The organism is Bradyrhizobium sp. AZCC 2262, assembly GCF_036924535.1.
Taxonomy (GTDB): domain Bacteria; phylum Pseudomonadota; class Alphaproteobacteria; order Rhizobiales; family Xanthobacteraceae; genus Bradyrhizobium.
In genome coordinates this window covers 6746752-6767127 of the sequence record NZ_JAZHRT010000001.1, presented here as the reverse complement: position 1 = coordinate 6767127, position 20376 = coordinate 6746752, and the positions used below count along the sequence as shown (strand labels likewise).

17 protein-coding genes and 1 pseudogene are annotated in these 20376 nt (G+C 57.7%); 14 read left to right on the top strand and 4 right to left on the bottom strand.

Translation table 11 applies throughout. The features are described 5' to 3' along the window. Positions 1-145: 145 nt before the first annotated feature. Both panE and V1283_RS31730 read left to right on the top strand, forming a co-directional pair. Positions 146-1087, top strand: coding sequence for a 2-dehydropantoate 2-reductase (panE, locus tag V1283_RS31735; RefSeq protein ID WP_334390570.1), 942 nt, complete (start codon positions 146-148; stop codon positions 1085-1087). Between the two features lie 97 nt (positions 1088-1184). Beyond that, positions 1185-2360, top strand: a complete 1176-nt coding sequence (locus V1283_RS31730) for an isovaleryl-CoA dehydrogenase (RefSeq protein ID WP_334390569.1) — start codon at positions 1185-1187, stop codon at positions 2358-2360. Between the two features lie 147 nt (positions 2361-2507). Here the strand turns inward: V1283_RS31730 and mmsB are convergent, their stop codons facing one another. Continuing rightward, a complete protein-coding gene (gene mmsB, locus V1283_RS31725) occupies positions 2508-3398 on the bottom strand; it encodes a 3-hydroxyisobutyrate dehydrogenase (protein WP_334390568.1) in 891 nt (296 codons plus the stop codon). A gap of 524 nt (positions 3399-3922) precedes the next feature. Between mmsB and V1283_RS31720 the strand changes: the two genes are divergently transcribed. Continuing rightward, complete coding sequence (locus V1283_RS31720; RefSeq protein ID WP_334390567.1) at positions 3923-5602, top strand: methyl-accepting chemotaxis protein; 1680 nt, start codon at positions 3923-3925, stop codon at positions 5600-5602. A gap of 277 nt (positions 5603-5879) precedes the next feature. On the opposite strand, the gene V1283_RS31715 is transcribed toward V1283_RS31720, so the two are convergent. The 3 genes and pseudogenes from V1283_RS31715 to V1283_RS31705 all read right to left on the bottom strand — a co-directional run bounded on the left by V1283_RS31715 (position 5880) and on the right by V1283_RS31705 (position 9112). Next, on the bottom strand, positions 5880-6695 hold the full coding sequence (locus V1283_RS31715; protein WP_334390566.1) for an acyl-CoA thioesterase: 816 nt from the start codon (positions 6693-6695) through the stop codon (positions 5880-5882). Positions 6696-7324: 629 nt separating this feature from the next. Further along, positions 7325-8149, bottom strand: a complete 825-nt coding sequence (locus tag V1283_RS31710) for an isocitrate lyase/PEP mutase family protein (RefSeq protein ID WP_334390565.1) — start codon at positions 8147-8149, stop codon at positions 7325-7327. 106 nt (positions 8150-8255) lie between these two features. Continuing rightward, positions 8256-9112: pseudogene (locus tag V1283_RS31705) on the bottom strand (DMT family transporter). A gap of 464 nt (positions 9113-9576) precedes the next feature. On the opposite strand from V1283_RS31705, the gene V1283_RS31700 reads away from it, so the two are divergent. The 11 genes from V1283_RS31700 to V1283_RS31650 all read left to right on the top strand — a co-directional run bounded on the left by V1283_RS31700 (position 9577) and on the right by V1283_RS31650 (position 19984). Beyond that, positions 9577-9951, top strand: coding sequence for a nuclear transport factor 2 family protein (locus V1283_RS31700; protein WP_334390564.1), 375 nt, complete (start codon positions 9577-9579; stop codon positions 9949-9951). Positions 9952-10153: 202 nt separating this feature from the next. After that, entirely contained in the window at positions 10154-11362 is a 1209-nt protein-coding gene (locus tag V1283_RS31695; protein WP_334390563.1) for an oxidoreductase, read from the top strand. A gap of 135 nt (positions 11363-11497) precedes the next feature. Next, on the top strand, positions 11498-12142 hold the full coding sequence (locus tag V1283_RS31690) for an FMN-binding negative transcriptional regulator (protein ID WP_334390562.1): 645 nt from the start codon (positions 11498-11500) through the stop codon (positions 12140-12142). Between the two features lie 87 nt (positions 12143-12229). Further along, positions 12230-13420: a pimeloyl-CoA dehydrogenase large subunit gene (gene pimC / locus V1283_RS31685; protein WP_334390561.1), complete on the top strand. Its 1191-nt coding sequence runs from the start codon at positions 12230-12232 to the stop codon at positions 13418-13420. A 375-nt stretch (positions 13421-13795) separates the two neighbouring features. Next, positions 13796-13996 carry a hypothetical protein gene (locus tag V1283_RS31680; RefSeq protein ID WP_334390560.1) on the top strand — a complete coding sequence of 67 codons (201 nt, stop codon included), beginning with the start codon at positions 13796-13798 and terminating at the stop codon, positions 13994-13996. Next, complete coding sequence (locus tag V1283_RS31675) at positions 13996-15198, top strand: ABC transporter substrate-binding protein (protein ID WP_334393244.1); 1203 nt, start codon at positions 13996-13998, stop codon at positions 15196-15198. Before V1283_RS31680 ends, V1283_RS31675 begins: the two co-directional genes overlap by 1 nt. Positions 15199-15305: 107 nt before the next feature. Continuing rightward, positions 15306-16112, top strand: a complete 807-nt coding sequence (locus tag V1283_RS31670) for a shikimate dehydrogenase family protein (RefSeq protein WP_334390559.1) — start codon at positions 15306-15308, stop codon at positions 16110-16112. A gap of 444 nt (positions 16113-16556) precedes the next feature. Continuing rightward, a complete protein-coding gene (locus V1283_RS31665; protein WP_334390558.1) occupies positions 16557-17768 on the top strand; it encodes an oxidoreductase in 1212 nt (403 codons plus the stop codon). 96 nt (positions 17769-17864) lie between these two features. Next, positions 17865-18071: a rubredoxin gene (locus V1283_RS31660; RefSeq protein ID WP_334390557.1), complete on the top strand. Its 207-nt coding sequence runs from the start codon at positions 17865-17867 to the stop codon at positions 18069-18071. Between the two features lie 47 nt (positions 18072-18118). Then, positions 18119-18505: a Rid family hydrolase gene (locus V1283_RS31655; protein WP_334390555.1), complete on the top strand. Its 387-nt coding sequence runs from the start codon at positions 18119-18121 to the stop codon at positions 18503-18505. A 264-nt stretch (positions 18506-18769) separates the two neighbouring features. Then, positions 18770-19984, top strand: coding sequence for an NAD(P)/FAD-dependent oxidoreductase (locus tag V1283_RS31650; RefSeq protein ID WP_334390553.1), 1215 nt, complete (start codon positions 18770-18772; stop codon positions 19982-19984). Positions 19985-20376 lie beyond the last annotated feature (392 nt).

Below are 20376 nucleotides of genomic sequence, written 5' to 3'. Positions count from 1 at the left end.
GTCCTTCTTGGCACGTGCGTAGTCGAGAGTCCGATTGTTTCTCGTGCTGCAGCCAAACGACCATCCTCCAACCAGTTCTATCAGAAGTCCGTGGTTGGCGGTCGGCCAGGTTTGCACCAAGCGTGGACTGTACTGAAAGGTCACTATGCGTATTCTGGTCGTGGGAGCGGGGGCCGTCGGGGGCTACTTTGGCGGCAGGTTGATCGAATCCGATCGCGACGTCACGTTTCTGGTCCGTCCACGCCGCGCAGCCGAACTGACGGCGAACGGTTTGACCATCATAAGTCCCAATGGGAACGCCCACATCAAGAGACTGCAAACGGTCTGCGAGGGCGAGATCACCGCACCGTTCGATCTCGTGCTCTTGAGCTGCAAGGCTTATGACCTCGGTAACGCGATCCATGCATTTTCCCCAGCGGTAGGATCGGAGACAGTAATCCTTCCACTGCTGAACGGAATGGAGCACCTCGAAATCCTGGATCGAGCGCTCGGCTCGCGGCGCGTACTGGGAGGTCTCTGCACAATCGTCGTGGGTCTTACCCAGCAAACGGTCGTACAGCATCATCCGTTGCAATCACTTGTTCTAGGTGCCCGCAACGGCCAGGACCAGCAACATGTTCACGCCATTGCGGATGCGATGAAAGGCTGCAATTTCGATTCCACTGTCAGCGGCAATATTCTGCAGGACATGTGGGAGAAATGGATATTCCTGGGATCGTTGGCGGCATCATGCTGCTTGATGCGAGCGCCGATGAGCAACATCGTCGCAGTTCCCGGTGGCCGAACTCTGGCTGGAGCGATCATCGAAGAATGCAAAGCTATCGCGGTTGCCGCTGGATTTCCTCCGAGGCCGGAGTACATTGAACGACGATTGCCGTTATTGACCGAGGATGGCTCATCCTTCGCCGCATCAATGTTTCGCGACGTCGAGGAAGGCCATCGGGTCGAGGCAGACCATGTCATCGGTGATCTGATTGCGCGAGGCAACACTATGCGTGTGTCCATGCCCTTATTGCAGATCGCGTACACGCATCTGAAGGTTTACGAGCATCGAAGAGAGTACGCCAACCGCGATAACGGTAAATGAGGCATTAAAAGCGCTAAAGCACTACGACAAGCGGCTGTGCATTCCTGTGCGATGGTCAAGCGCTTTACGTGGTTCCAAGTTATGCAGGAGAAAGCAGATGGAGCATTTTACAACGTTGCAATTTTCTCTTGGCGACGATGTGGAGGAGGTCCGAGATGCGGCCAGTCGCTTTGCTCGTGCCGAGATCGTTCCTCGGGCGGCAAGCATCGACCGGGACAATCTGTTCCCCAGGGATCTCTGGCGTAAGTTCGGCGACCTCGGCCTGCTTGGGTTGACCGTCGCCGAGGAGTATGGTGGCACGCGGCTCGGATATCTTGCGCATATGATCGCCATGGAAGAGATTTCTCGAGCGTCGGCTGCGGTCGGGCTATCCTATGGCGCCCATTCAAACCTGTGTGTCAATCAGATCCATCGGAACGGAACAGCGGAGCAAAAGCAACGCTATCTTCCAAAGCTTGTATCCGGAGAGCATGTGGGTGCGCTCGCGATGAGCGAATCGAACGCCGGATCCGATGTCGTCAGTATGAGGTTGCACGCCGCGAAGAAAGGTGATCGCTATGTGCTGAACGGCTCCAAGATGTGGATCACAAACGGCGGCGATGCAGACACCCTGGTCGTATATGCCAAAACGGAACCTGACGCTGGACCGTCAGGTATCACAGCCTTCATTATCGAGCGAGGCTTCAAAGGAGTGAGCTTTGGAGAGAAGCTTGACAAGCTTGGGATGCGAGGCTCGAACACTTACCCCGTCTTCTTTGAGGATTGTGAGGTGCCGGCCGAGAACATCCTTGGAAGTGAGAATAGCGGCGTCAGGGTGCTGATGAGCGGTCTGGACTATGAGCGCGCTGTTCTATCTGCTGGACCACTCGGCATCATGGCAGCCTGCATGGATGCCGTCATTCCATACGTACACGAACGTAAGCAATTCGGCCAAGCAATTGGTGAGTTTCAGCTGATGCAGGGCAAGATTGCCGACATGTACACGACCTGGCAGGCCTGCCGCGCTTATTGCTACGCGTTGGGGCAAGCATGCGACCGCGGCGACCACACACGAACGCTTCGGAAGGATGCGGCCGGAGTCATCCTGTATGCCGCTGAGAAGGCCACTTGGATGGCCGGCGAGGCGATTCAGACGCTTGGCGGAAACGGCTATGTCAATGAGTTCCCGGTTGGTCGTCTGTGGCGCGATGCGAAGCTCTACGAGATCGGTGCCGGCACGAGCGAGATTCGTCGGATGCTGATTGGTCGAGAACTTTTTGCCGAGACAGCTTGAGCTGTCCGAAATGGCGAGGCCGACCTGCCCGCAAACGGTCGCCAGGGCCGCAGCGAATGAATTTCGGTAACACCGCGGCCCCGGGGAGAGCACCTTCCCAGGGAAGGGTCTCAAGCCACGCGAGGAGAGCTTCACCGCGATACGGCTTTATATGCCGATGTATCGCGTTAGGGACCGAAGGTGCTGAATGATGGCGGAGAAATCCGTGGCGCCGTGACCGGCTTGCTCGAACTCTTCATAGATGTTTTCGGTATGCCAGCCGAGAGGCGTGAAAACGCCCGCTTGGCGCGCGGCTGTCTGGCACAGTCGCAGGTCATTGAGCATCGAACTGGTGGTTAGACCCGGCTTATAGTCGTCATTCGCCGGCGAATTCGGCACAAGTCCGGGTACTGGGCAATACTGGAACCAGGGGTGTTTGGACAAAGTTGACACAATGTCAAAGAGTGCCCGGTGTGAAAGGCCGAGCTTCTCGCCAAGAGAAAACACCTCGCTCACGGCAATCATCGATGTGCCGAGGAACATGCTGTTGCATGTCTTGGCTGCTTGACCAGCGCCCGGTTGCCCACAATGGACGACGGTCTTTCCCATGGCGCCGAGGATCGGTCTTGCCGACAAGAAGGCGCTTTGGTCGCCGCCACAAAAGAAGGTCAGCTCGCCCTGCTGAGCGTTCAGGTGACAACCGAAAGCGGGAGCGTCCACCGCCCGAAGACCGTGGCGACTTGCCGTCTGATGCGCTCGTCTGGCGCTCTCGATAGAGATTGTGGAGCAATCGATCAGCAGAGCGTTCTGATCAAGGACCGGCGAGACTTCGCTCCACACCCGCTCGACTTGAGCGCCGGTCGGCAAAAGGGTGATAACGACGTCGGCTCCGTCGGCTACCGCAGCCGCGTTGCTTCCAACGTCGGCGCCCAAGGCTCGAACGTGTTCGCGAGCGAGTGCCGAAGCATCAAAAGCGATGACCTTATGACTGGCGCCAAGCAGATTCAATATCATCGGGGGGCCGGTCGTGCCAAGACCTATGAACGCAACGGTCGTCATCTCCCCCTCAATCTCTGTCTCTGCTTTAAATAGTGTCCTTCGGACTAAATGCGCCCGTTGCGAATGAATTCCTTCGAGTGCAGTTGCCGAACTCGATATGCTCGGAAAGACGCGACCCGGCGAGTACCGGCCGGGTCGCTAGTGGGTCCGAGGTGGAAGACGTCGGGAGTGCAGAAGTGTCTCCACCATTCATCAACGACTAAGGGCCGTCATCACGCCCATCAAGAGCGGATTCTTGCGCTTCCGGTGTGCAAGAATTCGAATCCCCGTCAGATGAGATGACTGCGCGACAACGGCGTAATCACCCGATCTACCGGCGTTCGCGCCTCGGGATATCAAGTACTTAGCCGTGGATTGGGGCTTGGTGTGCAGGCGACTGGACGCGTGTAGAAGCCATCCTGGTGCCCAATGCACGGTCGGTCGCACCACGGTCGGTGCTCAACACATTAGGAGCTATTTCACCAATTCACCGCAGGGTTTTCGGGTTTTGCGCTCGATGCAATGCTCGCGTACCAAGGTGGCTCATGATTGTCGGTCTACGAATTTCAACCAAGCTTCTCATCATGGTCGGATTATCCGTCCTTGGCATCGCGACGGTCGCCGTCGTTGGTCTCTCGATCCTCCGAGATACTCTTCTGGAAGATCGCAAAGTCAAGCTGCACGACGTGGTCCTCCTCGCCAAGCAGGCGCTGGAGGTCGACTATCAAGTGTCGAAAAAGGCAGGCTTATCCGACCAGGAAGCATCGGAGCGCGGAAAAACGCTACTTCGTACGCTGCGCTTCGGTCAGGATGACTACTTCTATGCCATCAATCCTCAGGGTGTCGTGCACGCCCATCCCAACCGGAATGTCGAAGGCAAGGATCTATCTAACGCGCCGGACCCGAATGGTGTCTTCTACATTCGGGATCAGATCATGTCTGCCTCAAAGGGCGGTGGTTTTGTTGCATACCAATTTCCGCGAGCGACCGGGACGGAGCCACAGCCGAAAATTTCCTACGCTCTCTCCTTCAGTCCCTACAATTGGACGATCGGCGGAGGCATCTATCTCGACGATGTCGACAAGATTTTCTGGCGGCAGGTATGGTGGATCGGGGCGATCTTTCTGGTCACTATCGGCCTGATGCTCGCGATGTCCTTGGTACTGGGACGTAGTATTGTTGTTCCAATTCGCGGAATGACTGCGGCAATGCGCAAAATCGCTGCAGGCGACACCACGACGTTTATCCCGGCACAAGATCGTCTCGATGAAGTCGGCGCCATGGCGCAATCCGTGCAGGTCTTCAAAGATAACATGGTCGAAGCGGTGCGTCTGCGCGCCGAACAGGATCAAGTGAAAGGCAAGACAGAAACTGAGAAGCGTGAGCTTATCGACAGGATGGCGAGTGATTTCGAGCAGAGCGTTCGCGGCTCACTCGACGTGCTGAGCGGTGCGGCCGCCGAATTGCGCGAAACGTCGGACACCATGTCGTCGACAGCTGACGCGGCAAGTAAGCAGGCAACCACAGTTGCGGCGGTTGCCGAGCAAGCGTCGAGCAATGTGGAAACGGTGGCCGCGGCCACCGAGGAGTTAGCCTCGTCCGTGGCAGAAATTGGTCGACAAGTGGCCGAGTCGACCCGCGTCGCTGGCCGAGCAGTTGATGAAGCCCATCGGACTAACGCTACGGTCCAAGGCCTTTCGGCCGCAGCGCAGAAGATCGGCGACGTCATCGGCCTCATCAGTGATATTGCAAGCCAAACCAATCTGCTGGCACTCAACGCGACCATTGAGGCGGCCCGTGCCGGAGAGGCTGGGCGAGGGTTTGCCGTCGTTGCAAGCGAAGTTAAATCGCTCGCAAGCCAGACCGCTCGTGCAACCGAGGACATCTCGGCTCAGGTCGTTGCTATGCAGGGGGCAACTTCAGAAGCTGTGCAGGCGATCGAGCGAATAGGGGGGACGATTGGTTCAATCAACGAGATAGCAACTCTTATCGCGGCCGCCGTCGAGCAGCAGGGATCTGCAACCAAGGAAATAGCGCGAAATATTCAGCAAGCGGCACACGGCACAACCACTGTTTCAGGTAACATCATTGGCGTCACGCAGGCTGCCACCCAGACCGGAGAGGCGGCCGGCCGGGTCCTGGTGTCGGCAGAAGAACTCCATCAACAGGCGGGCGGCCTGCGAGTCAAACTCGACAGCTTTCTCGAAAAAATCCGGGCAGCGTGAGTGGAGGGGGGCGAACAGGCGATCGGTGCTTATGTGAAGCCCCCCATCATCATCTGCCTTGAGGACGCGTCGTTGTGGTGCCTAGCTGCAGATACAACGTGACCAGCCGAGCGGCTACATCAACAACAATGGAGGGATCCAGGAGGCGATGGGGAGCTGCGGACCGCCAAGGTCGTCCGGCCCCGCCCGCGTAGAACTCGCCTAGGCACTTCCGGCTCTTAGCGCCCGAACGACATAGAGCGGAGGTAGACGGTCGTTAGTACGCCTTATGGCGGAACTACCCGCCGACCACGAGGGACTGACTGCCACCTGTTGCGATGAGTTCGCCGTCAGAGCTCCAGATGCGGCCACCGCCGTGAATCAATCCCCCGCTGGCGTTGTCGGCATGGGCATCGATCAACACCCAGTCGCACTTGAGGGCGGGCTTGTGGATCCAAACCGACAGATCGAGGCTTGGGGCCGTGTAGCTCGGCGACTCTGGCAGGCTTCGATCAAATGTCGGCCACTGCATGCAGTCGATCAGGACCAGTGACCGCGTGGCTTCAACAAAAGGATCGCCGCCGGCATCAAAGCCGATCAGTCGCTGCCAGACGCGCTGACGCGGCCCATCTGGATTCCGTGCATGGGGCGGATAGACATCCACCGGACGGCTTTCGATGTGTGACCAGAATGGAAACGTGACGTAGGGCTTCGGTACATACTCCATGAAATGCTTTAGGACGTTCGGTCCTGGAACAACAGGAATTTTCGGATGAGTTTGTTCAGGTCCGAGATGACGATCTGTCGTCCACGTCTGGGCCTGAAGGCACAGCTTATCGCCCTGTAGCATCTGAATGTTGAGACACCAGGCGCTACGGCCTTGGCGCACAGGCGTGACGACCAGATCGACTGCTCCGAAGCGAGGTGAGGATAGAAACTGGCAAGAATAGGTCGCTGGACGGTGTCCCTTCGGAGCGGCCATGCCCGCAGCCCGCATCGCGACCGCGGCAAGATATCCGCCGTTTGGTCCCCAAAGCCCCCATTCCTCGGTCAGCACGATGGAGAGTCGGTCGCCGTCACGCGCGACAGTCGTGTCTTCAGCAAGTGAGCCCAATGCGTCCCCCTAGCGGCTCACGCGCCGCAAAGTTCATCAGCGATACGGACGGTGTCTCGATCTGCGGAAGCCATGTAGCGAGCGCTGCATTATTCTTCACGAGACAATCGTTGGCCGCGCCCAGGAACAACGGTGTTCGACTCGGCGATTTCTTCGGCCATAGACTCTTCAGTCCGTGACATGGATTTAAATCGCCACATACAGGAAATTTTCCAATTCGGAGGCGCGGTTCTTGGCTATCGATTTCGTCGTTGCGGTCGTCCATCAATCTGCGATCACCGGATAATCGCGGGGCCGCCGCACAAGCTGAGGTGTCGATCGGCTGTCGCAGTGCTTCCGGCCGGCCGATGACAAGCCCGGCGCCCCAAGGCAAGCAAAGGGATCGATGACCTCTAGCACCGGAATTAGCCCGAAGGCTGTGGCCTCCAGGCAGTGGACCAGCAAGGATGATACTGACCTAAGCTTGGCGGTGTTCGGGGGGCGCGACATGGCCGAGATCGCGGCCGACCTTGGGCGGACAGTTTCCGCGGTGAGATCTCGAGCTCATACACTCAAACTTCTAGCTCGACGGCCTGGAAGCAGGCGGCGATGAAGGTACGGCTGGCCTGGCCTTAGCGCTGCGTGTCGGATCATTGTGGGGCCTTGAGAAAGGCTATCCGTACCTCTCTGATCGGGGCCAAGTCTGTTATATAAGTAAAGGCGCCATGTTCCTTCATTTCACGTGCGGCTCTGAGAAATGCAGCCAACGCATGACGTTCCATGGCACCTCCAACGCTGATTCGTTTCACGCCGGCAGCAGACAGCTGGTCGACGGTCAGCGTTGGGTCGGCGAAGCCCATCACCAAGTTGAAGGGCTTTTTGACTGATGAGACCACCTTGCGAATGGTGTCAATGTCGCGCAGTCCTGGTGAGTACAGCACGTCTGCTCCCGCTGCCTCGAAGGCTTGAAGGCGCTTGATTGTGTCGTCCAGGTCGACGCGTCCGTGCAGGTAGTTCTCAGCGCGCGCCGTGAGCAAAAATGGGAAAGGAAGCGCGCGAGCCGCTTCCACGGCGGCGTGCACGCGCTCGACGGCAAGCGTGAAATCGTAAATTGGATTATGCCGGTCGCCTGAGAAGTCCTCGATCGAACCGCCGACGGCGCCAGCCTCGGCGGCCCGCGAAATAGCTGCCGCAGCCGATTTGGGATCGTCGGCGCCGCAGTTTTCGAGGTCGGCGTTAACGGGAAGATCGGTGGCAGCGGCGATCGAACGGCAATTTTCTATAATTTCGTCCAGGCTAACGGCAACTTGCCCGAGCGCATTCGCCAGACCGAGGCTGGTTGTTGCCAGTGCCTCAAATCCCATGGACGCCAAGAGCTTTGCGGTACCAGCGTCCCACGGGTTGGGGATGATGAACGCGCCGGACCGCTCGTGCAACTTGCGAAAAATGTCCGCTTTTTCTGCTTGAGTGCGCATCTGCGACCCTCCTCACTCGACGTTTGAAAGTTGTACTGCGTAGGTCATTGTTGAGCTGGATAGACCATCGATTGCATCAGGTCTGCGGTCCGCTGAGCTGGTAACTTCAAGCAAATCTCTTTGCTCCAGCAACACAAGCGACAACGCAGGCAGCGACGACCCAGACGGTGAGATCGACTTGCTCATGAAGGAGCAATGCGGCAAGAGCCAGGGAGAGAAAGGGTTGTAGAAGCTGAAGCTGGCCGACCGCGGCGATGCCGCCCTGGGCGAGTCCACGGTACCAAAAGATGAATCCGATCAGACTCGAAAATAGTGAAACATATGCAAGTCCGACGAAGGATGGCCAGCCGATTCCAACCAGGCCCACCGGTCGCCAGAGTATTGCAAGCGGCAGCATGACCGGTAGAGCGAGGAGGTGGGCGAAAGAGATAACCTGCCATCCGCCCAAGTCGCGGGACACACGCGCACCTTCAGCGTAGCCAAGGCCACAGATGAGCGAAGCGGCGACCATACATCCGTCGCCCAGAATGTTGCCTCCGCTTTGCCACAGTGCGAATAGCCCGACCACTGCGGCTCCGGCGATGGAAAACAGCCAGAAGGCCGGCCGTGGGCGTTCTTCGTCGCGCAGGACTCCAAACAGTGCTGTAGAGAGCGGCAGCAAGCCGATAAAGATAGTTGCTCGCGCGGACGTAATGCTTTGCAATGCGAGAGCCGTGAAGATCGGGAATCCGATGACGCAGCCGATTGTGACTATTGCTAGTGAGCCAATCTGGGAACGGGCAGGCCATCTTTGGCCCAACAGCAGCACCATGGCGATGCCAACCAGGCCCGCGATTGTCGCTCGTGTGGTCGTAAAAAAGAGGGAGCGAACTCACGAACGGCAATTCGCGTCGCCGGCAACGACCCTGAAAAGATGATTACACCGACAAAACCATACAACCAATCGTTTGCTCTGTTGTCCATCGTCCAATGACAGTCCCGCGCGTGAAGCTGATAGTTGTCATGCGCGAAGTGGTTTTGATAGGAACGAACGAACTAGATTGCGAAAAAACTGTACTGCTCTTCGGGAGAGCACACTCGCTGGGTTGATACCCTGTCACCTACGCGATGCGTTTCAATTCGTCCGCAAGGGATCATTTATTTGACCCTGAACCATGATCAAGTCTGGGGTGTTCTTACGGGGTTGAAATGCTCGTCGCTTGGTTCTTGACCGGAGGGCAGGAAGCTGCCTTCTAAAATCAAGCCGTACGTGCAGGAGAGTCCGTACAGTCCCGTCAAAATCCCCAACGCTGTTCCTGTCGTTTAATACAGCCCGCCTGTTAGATACGTCGCCGCTCGGATAGCTCTCCGGCTGCCGAATGTTCGGTGGGCTCGTTTTCGACGAAGCGGGCCCGAACCTGATTTGCTTCATCTCTAGGGGACTAGCCATGACTTACGATCAATCCACCGTAGAAGCGGTAATCAAAAACTACTTCGACGGCGTGTACGAGGGAGACGCGGATAAGCTGGCCGCAGTTTTTGATAAAACGGCGGACCTGCGCTGGGTTGAAAATGGAGAGCTGCAGGTTTTGAATGTGCCCGAGTGGCTTGACCGCGTCCGTAAGCGCCCATCGGCGAAGGCGGAAGGGAAAGAACGAAAGGATTTCGTCGTCACCATTGATCGGTCCGATGATTCCACCGCCTTTATCAAAGTGCATTGCCAACTGTTGCCTCGGTATTTCACGGACTATTTGACGGCGATGAAGCTGAAGGATGGCTGGAAGATTGTTTCGAAATCATATCGTTACGACTTGCGCGAGTAACTATAGCAATGCAAGTGCGGGCTGCAGAGAAAACTAAAGCGTAATGCGCGTCGATTCGAATCTCCAAATTGGGGCGCTGTCGGGTGGTGACCATCGTGCGACAGCGCGCACATTTGATTTGGAATTTTTCGTATAGACCTCCGCAAAGAGTTGCTGTCTCATTTTGAGCCGGATTGCTGTCCCATAGGAAGGATAGATGTGAATGAGCGATGAGTTGCACGGTGGCAACGGAGTCGGCCGGCCATTGTTGTTTCAGCCACTCAAAATCCGCGGGCTTTTACTTAAGAACCGTCTGGCCGTACCTTCGATGGTTCAATTTCAAGCCGGTCCTGGAAATACGTGCAGCGATTTTCACCTTGTTCATCTTGGCCGCTTCGCGATGGGCGGCTTCGGCCTTGTGTTCGTCGAGGTGACGGCCGTCGAAGAGCAGGGATTGAACAGCGAGCACGACCTCGGGCTTTGGAACGACGCGCAAGTGGAGAGTTTTAGCCGGCTAACGGCATTTATGAAGCGCCACAACGCCGCTTCCGCAATTCAGCTCAGCCACGGGGGGCGAAAATCGGCGACCCATTCGGCCATAAAAGGATTTGGGCCGGTAACCGAGCAAGATGCCAAGGCCGGTCATAAGCGCTGGCAGCCGGTCGCGCCGTCGGCAATTCCGGTGGCGGACGGTTGGCAGGTGCCACGACCACTGACCGTGGTCGAGTGCGCAGCGATGGTCGACACGTTCGTTGCCGCGGCCAAGCGGGCGGTGGCGGCCGGATTTGACGTCATCGAGATTCTCATAGCGCATGGTTATTTGCTGGCCTCGTTCGTGTCGCCAATATCCAATACGCGCGACGACGAATATGGCGGAGACCGCGGTCGGCGAATGCGGTTGCCGCTCGAGATCGTTGAGGCGGTTCGCCGTGAGATTCCAGACTCGATGCCGCTCTTCGTCCGTATCTCGGCGGTCGATGGCGCCGTCAACGGTTGGAATATGGACGACACTGTTGCTCTATCGCATGAACTCAAGATCCGCGGTGTCGACGTGGTCGATATCTCATCGGGCGGCATCAGCCGGATTGGTGGGGCCCTAAGTGAGCCAGTGCCTCGGAGTCTTGGTTTCCATGTGCCCTACGCCGACCGTGTTCGCAACGAAGTCGACATCAAGACCATGGTTGCAGGGATCATCCTGGAGGCACAACAGGCTGAAGCGATCCTGCGGAACGGACAGGCCGACCTCATTGGAATCGCCCGGCAGTCACTCTTTAACCCCAACGTCGCGCACCACTGGGGACATGATCTCGGCATCAACCTGCAGTTCGAGGACTGGCCCTATGAGCATGGCTTTTGGTTGGAGAAGAGAAAGCACACCATACAGGACTACGCGACGCCTCGCGGGGAGATCACTCTCCGCGCACAAACCTAAGGTAAGCTCGACAAATGTTCCGAGGATTGCTTGTGCCTCGATTGTTGCCTCGAATGGTGGTCGAAAGTTGAATTAATTCGCCCATGATCCGGCTCGCGATCGGGTGCTCTCCAATCTACTTTCAACGGAGTTCTCATGTATATCCCGTCAATGTTTGAAGAAGATCGCACCGAAGTCCTTCACGAGACCATCGAGAAGTATCCATTCGGCGTCCTCCTTAGTCACGGCAAGGAGGGGCTTGACGCGAACCATCTTCCATTCGAACTCAACAAGGACCAGGGGCCGCTCGGGAGGCTCCATGCCCATGTGGCTCGGGCAAATCCGTTCTGGCAGGCGACGGCCACGGGTGACGAGGTGATAGCGGTTTTCCAGGCGGCCAACGCTTACATCTCACCAGGTTGGTATCCGAGCAAGGCGGAGACCGAAAAGGAAGTGCCGACGTGGAATTTTCGCGCGGTCCATGCCTATGGGCGCATAACGATTCACGACAGCGACCGTTACTGCCGCGGTATGGTCGCCCGGCTGACACGAACCCACGAGGCGAGCCGGCCGAAGCCTTGGAGGATGACGGATAGTCCCAAGGACTTCATCGACAGTATGCTGAAAGAGATGGTCGGGATTGAGATCGAAATCACCCGGCTCATCGGTAAGACGAAGATGGGTCAGAATAAGCAAGTGAGGGACGCTCTCGGCGCAAGCAATGCGCTCAGGGCTCAAGGAGATGATGAAGTAGCCGAGGTAATGTTGTCCTACGCGAATAGCAGGAAAGAGGGGAGTTGACGGCTGTTGAAAGCGTTTATCACCGACACAGGCGGCCGCCGGGACGGTGAAGAAAGAGACTCTGTAGTATAATCAAAGGAGAATTCGATGGATCTCGCTTTCACCAAGGAAGAAATGGCATTCCGCGAAGAAGTCCGTACCTTCTTCAAGGAGAACGTGCCGCCGGAGACGCGGCGCAAGCTGATCGAGGGCCGTCACCTCTCCAAGCACGAGATGGTCACCTGGTGGCGCATCCTGAACAAACAGGGCTGGGGCGTCTCGCACTGGCCGAAGGAACATGGCGGCACCGGCTGGACCTCCGTGCAGGACTATATCTTCAACGAAGAACTGCAAATGCATCCGGCGCCGGCGCCGCTCCCCTTCGGCGCCAGCATGGTCGGCCCGGTAATCTACACTTTCGGCAATGAGAAGCAGAAGAAGCAGTACCTGCCACGCATTGCCAATGTCGACGACTGGTGGTGCCAGGGCTTTTCCGAGCCGGGCTCCGGATCGGACCTTGCTTCCTTGAAGACCAAGGCCGAACGCAAGGGCGACAAATATATCATCAACGGCCAGAAGACCTGGACCACGCTGGCGCAGCACGCCGACATGATCTTCTGCCTCTGCCGTACCGACAACAATGCGAAGAAGCAGATGGGCATCTCCTTCATCGTGATCGACATGAAGAGCAAGGGTATCACGGTGCGCCCGATCGAGACCATCGACGGCGGCTACGAGGTCAACGAAGTGTTCTTCGACGACGTCGAGGTGCCGGTCGAGAACCTGATCGGCGAGGAGAACAAGGGCTGGGACTACGCCAAATTCCTGCTCGGCAATGAGCGCACTGGCATCGCCCGGGTCGGCGTCTCCAAGGAGCGGCTGCGACGCATCCGCGATCTCGCCTCCAAGGTGGAAAGCGGCGGCAAGGCGATCATGGAGGACCCGACCTTCCGCGAGAAGCTCACGGCATGCGAGATCGAGCTCAAGGCGCTTGAGCTCACGCAGCTCCGCGTCGTCGCCGACGAAGGCAAGCACGGCAAAGGCAAGCCCAACCCTGCGTCCTCGGTCCTGAAGATCAAGGGCTCCGAAATCCAGCAGACCACCACCGAACTCCTGATGGAAGTGATCGGCCCGTTCGCCGCGCCCTATGACGAGCATGGCGACGACGGCTCCAACGAGTCGATGGACTGGACCGCCCAGATCGCGCCGAGCTACTTCAACAATCGCAAGGTCTCGATCTACGGCGGCTCCAACGAGATCCAGCGCAACATCATCACCAAGGCGGTGCTGGGGTTGTAGATCCCTGTTGCTCTCTCGGCCTTTGGCAGCGGGAAGGCTGGGATGATGGGCGAGTTTCCGCGCGGGGAATACGGAAGCGGCACACAACCAGGATCAAGGACGGGAATCACTCGTGCGCAGGAGGGTCCTTCCCGCGATGAAGCTTGAGCCGGGCAGGAAGGTTGCCGCAACCAGCGCAACAGCGATGCATTGTGCCTTCAATCGAGCTACCTTGCGTCATTTGATTTTGTGGTGATTTCGGAGCGCTCGGCTCAACCCCATTAAGTGCAACCGGACTTGGCTCATAGAGAAGCAGTACATCCGCGCAAACCTCTTATGATTCCAACAAGCGATACAGCGAGTGCGTGAGCGTCTGGCACGCGCGATGCATCTGCGATGAACATGGTGCGGGAAGCTTTTGTATTGCCGGGGGCGGTTTTTGTGCGGACTACCATTGGCTCAAAATTCGTGACGCCGGAAACACCAATCGAAATCATGCCGAAGGCCGGACGATCGCTTGTTAGCGCAGAGCGTTGCTGCGACGCCGAGCGTCAGTCACTGTTCGACGTTGAAATGTCTAAGAGGAATGTTCAATGATGAAGTATTTTGCGAGCCTTCTTGCCATCTTGCTTTCGGCCAATCCTAACTTCGCTTTCTCGCAAGAGAAGCCGACCTTGAAGCTGGGAGGCATTCTGGACATGTCCAGTCTCTACTCCGATATCACCGGAACGGGGAGCGTAACCGCGGCCAAGATGGCGGCGCAGGATTTTGGTGGTGAAGTCATCGGTCGTAAGATTGAAATAGTCTCCGGCGATCATCTCAATAAGGCCGACCTCGCCGCCAATATTGCGCGCGGGATGATCGATAATCAGGGCGTGGAGATGTTCTATGACGTCGCGGCTTCCGCCACTGCGCTTGCCGCGGGCGAAATAGCCAAAGCGCGCAACAAGATCATGATCTTCGCTTCTCCTGGCTCGATACGGCTTACGAACGAGGCCTGCGGACCTTACACGGTCAATTACAATTGGGACACGTTCGGGCAGGCAAACGTTACGGGTAGAGCAACGGTAAAGTCCGGCCTCGACAGCTGGTTTTTCCTAACGGCTGACTATTCCTTCGGGCACGACTTGGAAAGGGACACCACTGACGTGGTGCAAGGAAGCGGCGGAAAGGTCTTGGGAAGTGTTCGACACCCGCTCAACACGCCGGATTTCTCGTCGTTCTTGTTGCAGGCGCAATCGTCCAAAGCCAAGGTGATCGGGCTCGCCAATGCTGGCGGCGACACGGTCAATGCAATCAAGCAGGCTGCGGAGTTCGGCATCAAGAGCGGAGGTCAGAAGGTTTCGCCCCTGCTCGCCTTCATAACGGATATCGACAGCGTTGGCCTCGATATTGCTCAAGGATTGCTTCTCGCGGAAACGTTCTACTGGGATTTGAACGACGAGACGCGCACGTTCTCGAAGCGATTTATGGAACGGATGAAGCGTCCGCCGACGTCCGCGCAGGCTGCTGTCTATTCGGCCGTTACCCATTATCTCAAGGCTGTGAGAGCCGCTGGTACCTCGGATGCAGATGCCGTTATCAAGCTGATGAGAGAGATGCCAATCAACGACTTTTTTGCAAAGAACGGCAAGATCCGGGCGGACGGACGGATGGTGCATGACATGTATCTGTTCCAAGTGAAGACGCCGTCCGAATCAAAGGGGCGCTGGGACGACTACAAGCTGATAGCCACAGTTTCGGGCGAAGAGGCCTTCCAACCCCTCGATCAGTCGCGGTGTCCGCTCGTGAAAAAATAAATGTCCGCGCGGGTTAGCCGCGCAGTTAGGCAGGCCTTGCGCGCGCGATGGACGCTCAAGGCCTGCCAACCTTTCAATCGAACTGAGTGAACGGCGAACGAGTTAATATGACGATCATCAACGGGCATACCTCGGTATTTGGAATTTTAGGAGAGCCCGTGCGGCATGTGCGGACCCCACAGGCTCTCAATGCGCTATTTGATGAGCGCAACTATAACGGTGTTCTCGTGCCGATCGAGGTTTCGCCGGGTGACGGTTTGGCAAAGGCCGTCGCATCCCTCAAGGCGTCTCGCAATTGGGGCGGGTTCCTTGTGACTGTGCCACACAAGACGGCTGTCGCAGAATACTGTGATCGATTGTCCTCGAGAGCTAAAGTGGCGGGTGCAGTCAATGTTGTAAGACGCGAGGCTGACGGCAGTCTGACCGGCGACCACCTCGACGGCGTCGGCTTTGTTGGAGGGCTACGTCTCTCCAGGATCGATCCAGCCGGCTGCAAAGCATTTCTGGCGGGAGCGGGTGGCGCCGCATCAGCGATTGCATTTGCGCTCGCCGAGGCCGGTGTTACTCAGCTCACGATCGTTAATCGATCTATTGAAAAAGCAACTCAGATTGCTACGCGCATTGCGCTTGACTTCCCGCAGGTGGTGATTGCTACCCAAGGACAGCTTGCGGGGCACAATCTTGTCATTAACGGCACATCGCTAGGTCTGAGTGAGTCCGATCCTCTGCCGATCGACGCCACTGAACTCGAAGCTGGGATGCTTGTGGCTGAGGTCGTCATGAGCCCAGAAATCACGCCCCTGTTGCGAGAGGCTGCTGCCCGCGGCTGTCAGATTCATCCGGGTGTCCGAATGCTAGAGGGCCAGTTGCAAGCCATCTTTTCATTTCTGACAGCGCGCGACGCCATACTGTAGCGTTGGCCGCTACGGGATTGCTTGGTTCGTCCCGTGGTGGTGGCGACTGGATCGCGGTCAACGAACGCGCCGCAATCGCGGTCGGCGATCTAACTAACGCTGAGATTCTAGGCCATCTGCCCAAATTGGATGCTGCCAAGACGAGTAGCGACAGTTGTTACCAGTGCCGACGCTACTGTACGAATGGTTTCGGTGCCGCTGCTCAGAAGCCCGCGTTCGCTTAGTCATCTCGGCGAAGTAGACACTTTCATAAAGGACGACCTTCGCTCGTCTGGTTGGTCCGAATGGAAAAGTGCCACCGTTCCCGACGGCGAGCTGCAACCACCGTGGGACAGTGCGCACATTTGATTTGGAATATTTCTCATATACCTCCGCAGTAGGTTGCTGTCACATCTTGCAGCCGATTGCTGTCACACATGCGTATATGAGAAGGGGTCAACGTTGATGAGCGACGAGTTACACGGTTTCAACGGAAGCGGCCGGCCGTTGTTGTTTCAGCCACTCAAAATCCGTGGGCTTGAGCTCAAGAATCGTCTGGCCGTGCCGTCGATGGTTCAATTTCGGGCAGAGCAGCCTGGCAATAGGGCCGGCGATTTTCACCTTGCCCATCTTGGTCGCTTTGCGTTGGGCGGTTTCAGCCTTGTATTCGTCGAGGTAACAGCCGTCGAGGAGCAGGGGCTGAACAGTGAGCATGACCTCGGGATTTGGAGCGACGCGCAAGTGGAGTGCTTCAAACGGCTGACGACATTCCTGAAACGCGAGAACACCGCCTCCGCAATTCAGCTCAGTCATGGTGGCCGGAAGTCGGCGACGCATAAGGCCCAGCGGGGGTTTGGGCCGGTGACCGAGGAAGATGCGAAAGCTGGTCACAAGCGCTGGCTGCCCGTCGCTCCGGCGGCTGTCCCGGTGGCGGAAGGCTGGCAGGTGCCACGACAGCTCACGGTGGCTGAATGCAAGGCGTTGGTCGGCACGTTCGTTGCTGCGGCCAAGCGTGCTGTTGCGGCCGGTTTCGACGTGGTCGAGATTCTCATGGCGCATGGCTATTTGCTGTCTTCGTTTGTGTCGCCAATCAGCAACAAGCGCGATGATGAGTATGGCGGTGACCGAGCAGGGCGTATGCGCCTGCCGCTGGAGATTGTCGAGGCCGTACGTCGCGAGATTCCGGAGTCGATGCCGCTGTTTGTCCGCGTCTCGGCACTCGATGGCGCCCCCAACGGATGGAATATGGATGACACCGTTGTTCTTGCGCATGAGCTCAAGAAGCGCGGGGTCGACATTGTGAGCATCTCGTCGGGTGGGATGACTGCCATTGGCGGAGCAGCAAGTTCGACGGTGCCCCGGAGCCTTGGATTCCATGTTCCCTATGCGGAGCGCGTTCGCAAGGAAGCCGAAATCAAAACCATGGTTGCGGGCATCATCCTGGAGGCGCAACAGGCTGAAGAAATCCTGCAGAATGGGCAGGCAGACATCATTGGGATCGCTCGGCAGGCACTCCTCAACCCGAACGTCGCGCACCATTGGGCACACGATCTCGGGCTCAACACGGAATTCGAGAATTGGCCCTATGAGCATGGCTGGTGGCTGGAGCGACGGAAGCACACCATCAAGGACTTCGCATCGCCCCGCGGAGAAATCCTGCACCGCGCCAAGACTTAACATCGGTTCGACCAGCGTGCCGACACAGAAGCGGTCAAGCAGATCGCTGACGGTCGGTACGCCAAACTTGCGCCGCGAAAAGAAAAGGCACTAGTTATGACTAACGAAAGCGCGCCGTTGGAAGACGCCGCGTCGGGCTACAAAACGTGGAACTGCGTGCTTTGTGGCCTTGTCTATAGCGAGCGCGATGGCTGGCCCGACGATGGAATCGCGCCTGGGACCAGGTGGCAGGATGTTCCAGAGGATTGGCTGTGCCCCGATTGTGGGGCCGCGAAGAGCGATTTCGTAATGGTCGAAATTTGAAGCAGCCGGCCGCCTGATCCCGTCACCCCAACGAACAGAGGACCGTCATGCCGATCGAAGCGATCATTCCGCCTAGTCCGCCGCCGGCGCTGGCACCCTATTCGGCGGCCACCAAGGCTGGTGGCTTTATCTATGTATCCGGCACAGTGGCGATGGGCCCTAAGGGTGAATCACTGGGCGAGGGCGATGCTCGCGAGCAGACGCGCATCGTCATTGAATCCATCAAGGCGACCATCGAAGTGGGTGGGGGTACGTTGAAGAACGTCGTGTTCAACCAGATCTTCCTGAAGGATCTCAAGGACTACGCAAAATTCAACGAGGTCTATCGCGAATATTGGACGGACCATCTTCCGGCGCGTTATTGCATCCAGGCTGAGCTGGTTCGGCCAGAATTCCTCGTCGAGATAGCGACAACGGCTTACGTCGGTCCATGAGAAGGGTAGCTGACCAAGCTATCGAGCTCGTGGTCCGATCATCAATCGCTGCAAGCCGCTGCAAAGGCAACTGCTAGGCCGGATCGGCAGTGAGCGGTCTTCGGTAATTCATCATCGGTCACGTTCAGTCGCCACGCCTTGAGATGATGGCCTCCGGCTTTCTGCCGTAAGCGCCACGATCCGGGGTGAGGTAGGCCCGCACCAACGTCAGTAGAAAGCAAGCAGCATGCGCGAGTCCTGCGTCTTCGCAGTGGAATTGAGCCTATGACAAAAGGACCGGTCGTTATCGCCGGCGCCGGCCATGCGGGCTTTCAGCTTGCGGCAGGACTGCGCCAGGGCGGCTTCACCGAGCCTGTCACGCTTCTGAACGGGGAGGGCCACTTGCCGTATCATCGTCCGCCACTGTCGAAGGCTTATCTGAATAGCGGACCGAATACGCCGGTGTTCCGGCCGGCAAAGTTCTACTTCGACCAGAAGATTGATCTCATTGAGGACCGCGCTATCTCAATCGATCGGGCGGCACGCAAGGTCTCGCTCGCGTCCGGATACTCGTTGGACTACGGCCACCTCGTGCTCGCGACGGGTGCCCGCAACCGGCCGCTGGATATTCCGAACGCCAAGCTGGACGGTGTGCGTTACTTACGGACGATCGACGAGGCCGAAGCGCTCCGCCATCGGATCGCTTCTGGCCAGCGTGCCGTCGTCATTGGCGCGGGCTTCATTGGACTCGAATTCGCCGCCACGGCGCGGGCCAAGGGGCTCGACGTTGACGTCGTCGAAATCGGCACACGGGTAATGGCCCGTGCGGTGACAGCGGAAATCTCGGAGTTTTTCCAGAAACAGCACACTGCCGCTGACATTCGAATTCATTTCGGCGTTCATGTCACCCGCATCGAAGCTGACGGCGGCAAAGTGACCGGTGTCAGCCTCAGCAACGGCCGAAGATTGCCGACGGAATTGGTTGTGGTCGGCGTTGGCGTGTTGCCCAACGTGGAGCTCGCGACAGACGCGGGCCTTCCGGTCGCAGCCGGCGTTATCGTCGACAAGCATCTCAGGACCGCGGATCCGAATATTTCCGCGATCGGCGATTGCGCGCAGTATGCGAGCCATCGCTTCGGCGGCTCGATGCGGCTGGAATCAGTGCAAAACGCGACCGATCATGCACGTTGCCTCGCGGTTCAGCTTACGGGTAATGCGAAGCCCTATGACGACATGCCGTGGTTCTGGAGCGATCAGGGATCGAGCAAGCTGCAGATAGTCGGACTGACCACGGGCAGCGATCAGGTCGTTGTCCGCGGCGATCGGGCCTCGGGATCCTTTTCGGCGTTCTGCTACAAGGCAGGGAAACTACTCGGTATCGAATCCGTCAATAACACCAGCGATCACATGATTGGCCGGCGCTTGCTTGCGGCAAACAGGTCGATTACGCCGGAGCAGGCGGCTGATAACGGTTTTGACCTAAAGAGCGTGCTGACTTAAGGCGGGAATCAGCAACAGCGTTCGCCGCGGCCGGCTTTCAATGCGCTTCGCGCTCGCTCGCCTCACGTAGAGTGATGCTGCGGCACTGGCGTGGTTGGGCCGCGTCCCGGATGAGTGCCACTACCGAGAGGACACTCGGGCACGCCGATGCCAAGCGCTGGTTGTATCTCCGGGCTCATTCGGCCCCAGCCTGTTTGTTGTTCACCGCACCAGCACGCCACGTTGGCTAAGCTCCATAAATCAGGGCGAAATCCGCCGTCCTCGCTGTCGCTCTCTCTTGTGCTCACGTTTTAAGCCCGTCCCGATTAATGCGTTCGCGACTTTCGTGCACGGCAGAATTGGAATGATTCACATATTTGGCTTCACGCGATCGTGTTAGCTCGCAATGGGGG